Annotated in this window: 3 protein-coding genes; 2 read left to right on the top strand and 1 reads right to left on the bottom strand. The window is 70.7% G+C overall.

What is annotated here, in order from left to right:
* Positions 1-41 precede the first annotated feature (41 nt).
* Complete coding sequence (locus ACFUK0_RS39365; RefSeq protein ID WP_380258761.1) at positions 42-1,943, bottom strand: ricin-type beta-trefoil lectin domain protein; 1,902 nt, start codon at positions 1,941-1,943, stop codon at positions 42-44.
* 489 nt (positions 1,944-2,432) lie between these two features.
* Here ACFUK0_RS39365 and ACFUK0_RS39360 point away from each other — a divergent pair, with 489 nt between their 5' ends.
* Together ACFUK0_RS39360 and ACFUK0_RS39355 are read left to right on the top strand one after the other, a co-directional pair.
* Positions 2,433-3,845 (top strand): ricin-type beta-trefoil lectin domain protein, encoded by a 1,413-nt coding sequence (locus tag ACFUK0_RS39360; RefSeq protein ID WP_380258759.1) that lies wholly within the window; start codon positions 2,433-2,435, stop codon positions 3,843-3,845.
* A gap of 34 nt (positions 3,846-3,879) precedes the next feature.
* Positions 3,880-5,064, top strand: a complete 1,185-nt coding sequence (locus ACFUK0_RS39355; RefSeq protein ID WP_380258757.1) for an alginate lyase family protein — start codon at positions 3,880-3,882, stop codon at positions 5,062-5,064.
* Positions 5,065-5,109 lie beyond the last annotated feature (45 nt).

Raw genomic sequence — 5,109 nt, 5'->3', positions numbered from 1 at the left:
GCCGCCGCGGTGTCACCGCGGCGGCCGGACGGGGGTGGTGGTCAGGCGACCGGAGCCGTCCACTTCTGGTTGGCGGCGCCGGTGCAGGTCCAGATCTGCGCCCGGGTGCCGTTCGCCGAGGTGTTGCCGGTGGCGTCCAGGCACTTGTTGGCGGCCGGGTTGACGAGGTCGTGCGATCCGGCGGAGTACGTCCACTGCTGGGCCCCGGAGCCGTTGCAGTCCCAGAGCTGCACCTTGGTGCCGTCGGCGGTGGCCGCGCCCGTGACGTCGAGGCACTTGCCGAGCGCGCGGACGGTGCCGTCGGCGCCGAGCGTCCAGTTCTGCGCGGCGCTGCCGTTGCAGTCGTAGAGCTGGACGGCGGTGCCGTTGGCGGTGGCGGCCGCGGCGACGTCCAGGCACTTGCCGCCCAGGCCGGTGACCTGGCCGGTGGCGCCCCCGCCCTGGCCGCCGCCGGGGGTACCGTTCCAGGTGAAGGTGGCGGAGGTCTTGGCGGGCAGGTTGTAGGTGAAGTTCTGGCCGCCCCAGTTGACCCGGACGTTCTGCGCGCTGCCGCTGTCGTTGTACGCGATCAGTGCCTTCGACCCGTCGGGGTTGACCCAGGCGACGTTCGGGACGGCCGAGTTGGCGGTGGAGGCGATCCGGTAGGCCCCGGGCTTCACGAACTTGGTGAGGTGGCCCATCGTGTAGTACTCGACGGTGTAGTCGACCTGGCCGCTGCGGGCGTCGCCGTTGTGGACGGTGACGAAGCCGGTGCAGGTGCCGCAACCGCCGTAGTGCGGGCCCATGTTCTGGTCCACGGCGAGGCTCCACTTGGTCACCGACTTACCCCAGTTGCGGGTGTAGTCGATGATGTTGCGCATGTCCTCCTGCTGCTGGTTGCCGATCCAGGTGCCGCCGGAGTGCTCGGTGTCGAAGGCGTCCGTGGCGGGGTACTGGTTGTGCACGGTGGTCTGGGTGGCCACGTCGCCGCCGTAGCCGTGCCAGGCGAGGCCGCCGAAGTTGGGGTGGTTGCGGACGGCGGCGTCGTCCACGGTGGGCGCGGCGTAGCTCGCGTACTGGTCCCAGTTCCAGTCCAGTGCGAGGACCTTGGTGCTCAGTCCGGCCGCGGCCAGGGCCGGCAGCAGGTTGGTCTTGGTGAAGTAGGCGAGCCCGGAGCCGTTCCAGCTCATCGACGGGTAGCCGGCGCAGCAGGTGGGCTCGTTCTGCACGGTCACGTAGTTCACCGGCACGCCCTGGGCCTGGTAGGCCTGCAGGTACTTCACGAAGTACTGGGCGTAGCTGCCGTAGTTCTCCGCCTTGAGCCAGCCGCCGTTGAGGTTGCCGCTGTCCTTCATCCAGGCGGGCGCCGTCCAGGGCGAGGCCATCACGGTGAGCGCCGGGTTGAGCTGGCGGGCCTGCTTGGTGAGCGGCAGGACGTCGGCCTGGTCGTGCGCGACGGAGAAGTTGGCGAGGGACGGGTCGCTCTGCCCGGCCGGGCGGTCGTCGTAGGTGTAGCCGTACCTGGCCAGGTCGGAGGAGCCCATCGGGTTGCGGACGAAGGAGAGGCCGATGCCGTCGGTGGGCGAGAACAGCTTGCGCATGGTGTCGTCGCGGGTGGCGGCGGACAGCGCGCCGCTGCTGTTCAGGAGCCAGGCGGCGGTGTCGGTGAAGGAGGCGCCGCCGCCGGTGAACTGCTGGTAGCGGGTGGACTCGTCGACGGTGATGAGCTGTCCGCCGCTGCCCGCGCCGGCGGTGAAGGCGGTGTTGGCCTGCTGCTGGAGGCCCCGGGTGACGTGGCGGCCGCCGGCGTCGTCGGTGGTGGTGAGCCAGACCGAGACCGATTCGTTCGCGGCGCTGGCGGTGCCGCCGCCGGCCAGCAGGCCGGCCGCCGCGAGGGTGCCGGCCAGCAGGCCCGCGGTGACGCGGCGGGCCAGGGGGCGTTGGGCAGATGGGTGCGTGGGCATGCTGGGCATGTCGACTCCGCATTCCGGTGAGCCGAGGCACGACGGGGTTGCGCCCGCGGGTGCGGGCGCGGTGCCTCGAAGGTGGGGGCGTGCCGGTGGGAGGGCCTCAGGGGAAGGCCGCGGCGTCGAGGTGTGATTCAACTCCTGGACGTCTTCCAGCGTCAAGGGCTTGGTCTCTACCAATCATCGTCAACTTGTGAACACGACGCGCGGAGAAACCGCAGGCTGATCGTTCATCAGTTGGAACGGGGATGGTTAGTAACCTTTCCAATCAATAGCTCTTGACGGCAGGTCCCCCCGTCTAGTTGACTCCGGTCCCAAGCCGAGCGGCACCGATCCCCGGGCAGCACGCCACCCGCACCACACCCTTGCGTGGCAGCGCACCCGGGCAGCGCCCGCCCTCCCACCGGCGAAGTCTGAGCGCCTGTCAGACAGCTCGGACAGCTCTCCGCACGACCAACCCCCCACATGGTCCCCAGGAGGACAGCCATGCCCCGCCCCTCGCGCCTGGCCGCACTGGCCGTACCGCTCGCCCTCGCCGCCGGCACCCTGCTGGCCGCCGCACCGCAGGCGAGCGCCGCCGCCAACCCCGGCCCCGGCTTCCCCGCGCAGTACGCCGCGCCCTACGTCGAGACCTGGGGCTCCCCCAGCGCGCTCGCCAACGCCCGTACCGCGACCGGCCTGAAGTACTTCACCCTGGCCTTCGTCATCAGCGACGGCACCTGCAACGCCACCCTCAACGGCAACACCTCGATCGCCGACGCCGGCTGGCAGTCGGCGATCAACAGCCTGCGGTCGGCCGGCGGCGACGTCATCGCCTCCTTCGGCGGCGCGTCCGGCACCGAACTCGGCCAGGCCTGTACGTCGGTGAGCAGCCTGAAGGCCCAGTACAAGCGGGTGGTCGACACCCTCAACCTCACCAAGATCGACCTCGACATCGAGGGCGGCGCACTCGGCGACACCGCCGCCAACGACCGCCGCAACCAGGCCCTCGCCTCGCTCCAGCAGGACTACGCGGCGGCCGGGCGCAACCTCGCCGTGCACTACACCCTGCCGGTCAACCCGACCGGCCTGGAGGCCAACTCCATCAGCCTGCTGAACAACGCGAAGAGCCGGGGCCTGAACGTCGGCGTGGTCAACATCATGACCATGGACTACGGCCCCAGCCTCGACATGGGCAAGGCCGCCACCGACGCGGCCACCGCGCTGCACACCCAGCTCGGCCAGATCTGGACCACCAAGACCTCCCAGCAGCTGTGGGCGATGGAGGGCAACACCCCGATGATCGGGGTCAACGACACCACCAACGAGGTGTTCACCACCGCGAACGCCACCACCCTGACCAACTTCGCTCGCACCAACGGCATCCAGCTGCTGGCCTTCTGGGCGCTCGGCCGGGACAAGGCCTGCGCCACGAACGGCACCCTGTCCGACACCTGCAGCGGCACCCCGCAGAGCGCGTACCAGTTCGCGAGCACCTTCAACGGGATCACCGGCGGCAGCACCGGCACCCCGCGGCCGACCGGCCGGATCACCGGCTTCGGTGGCAAGTGCGTCGACATCGCGGCGGCCTCCAGCGCGAACGGCACCGCCGTCCAGCTCTACGACTGCAACGGCACCACCGCCCAGAACTGGACGGTGGCGGCGGACGGTTCGCTGCAGGCCCTCGGCAAGTGCCTGGACGCCACCAGCGCCGGCACTGCCAACGGCACCCTGATCCAGCTGTGGGACTGCAACGGCACCGCCGCCCAGAAGTGGCAGGCCGGCAGCAACAAGACGCTGGTGAACCCGGTCTCCGGGCGCTGCCTGGACGCCGTCGGCAACAGCTCGGCCAACGGCACCCGACTCCAGCTCTGGGACTGCTTCGGCGGCGCCAACCAGCAGTGGCTGCTGCCCGCCTGATGAGGCGCCAGTTTCTCTCGGAAAGGACTCCGCGGTGAACCGACGACTCCGGCTCGTGCCCGCCCTGGCAGGCCTGCTGACCCTGCTGGCCTCCGCCCTGACCACGGCCCCCGCCGCGCACGCCGCCCCGGCCGCCTTCACCCATCCCGGGGTGCTGGTCAGCCGGGCCCAGCTGGACTTCGCACGGACCGAGGTCCAGGCCGGTGCGCAGCCCTGGAAGGCCGCCTACGACCAGATGCACGCGAGCAGGTACGCCTCGCTCGGCCGGACCGCCAAGCCTCGCGCGGTCGTCGAGTGCGGCTCGTACTCCAACCCCAACTACGGCTGCACGGACGAGCGTGAGGACGCGCTGGCGGCCTACACGCTGGCCCTGGAGTGGTACATCACCCGGGACAGCCGGTACGCCGCCAAGGCCGTCCAGATCATGGACGCCTGGTCCGCCACCGTCACCGACCACACCAACAGCAACGCCCCGTTGCAGAGCGCCTGGGCCGGCTCGACCTGGCCGCGTGCCGCCGAGATCATCCGGTACACGTACACCGGGTGGCCCGCCGACAGGGTGAGCCGGTTCGCCGGCATGCTGCGCAACGTCTACCTCCCGGAGGTCGTCAACGGCTCCAACAGCAACGGCAACTGGGAGCTGAGCATGACCGAGGCCACCATCGGCATCGCGGTCTTCCTCGACGACCGCGCGGTCTACGACAAGGCGGTGGCCAAGTTCCGGGGCCGGGTGCCCGCGTACATCTACCTGGCCTCGGACGGCGCGCTGCCGAGGACGGCACCGGGCAGCGGCCTGAGTACCCGCGACCAGATCGTCAACTACTGGCAGGGCCAGAGCACTTTCGTCGACGGCCTGACCCAGGAGACCTGCCGGGACTTCACCCACACCGGCTACGGTCTGGCGGCGATCTCGCACGTGGCCGAGACCAGCCGGATCCAGGGGCAGGACCTCTACCCCGAGGTCGCCGACCGGCTGCGGCACGCACTGGGCCTGCAGTCCAAGTACGAGCTGGGGGCGGCCGTGCCGTCCTGGCTCTGCGGCGGCACCCTCGACCGGGGCCTCGGCCCCGTCACCGAGGTGGGCTTCAACGCCCTGCACAACCGGCTCGGCTACGGCATGGACAACACTCAGGCGCTGACCGAGCAGCGGCGCCCGGCCGGCACCGACAACCTGTTCACCGCCTGGGAGACCCTGACCCACGCGGGCAACCCGGGCTGACCCGGGGAGCAGCGGGCGGCCCGGCCGCAGGACACCGTCCTGCGG

The organism is Kitasatospora sp. NPDC057223 (assembly GCF_042669755.1).
Classification (GTDB): Bacteria; Actinomycetota; Actinomycetes; order Streptomycetales; family Streptomycetaceae; genus Kitasatospora.
This window is presented reverse-complemented; position numbering and strand designations above follow the sequence as displayed.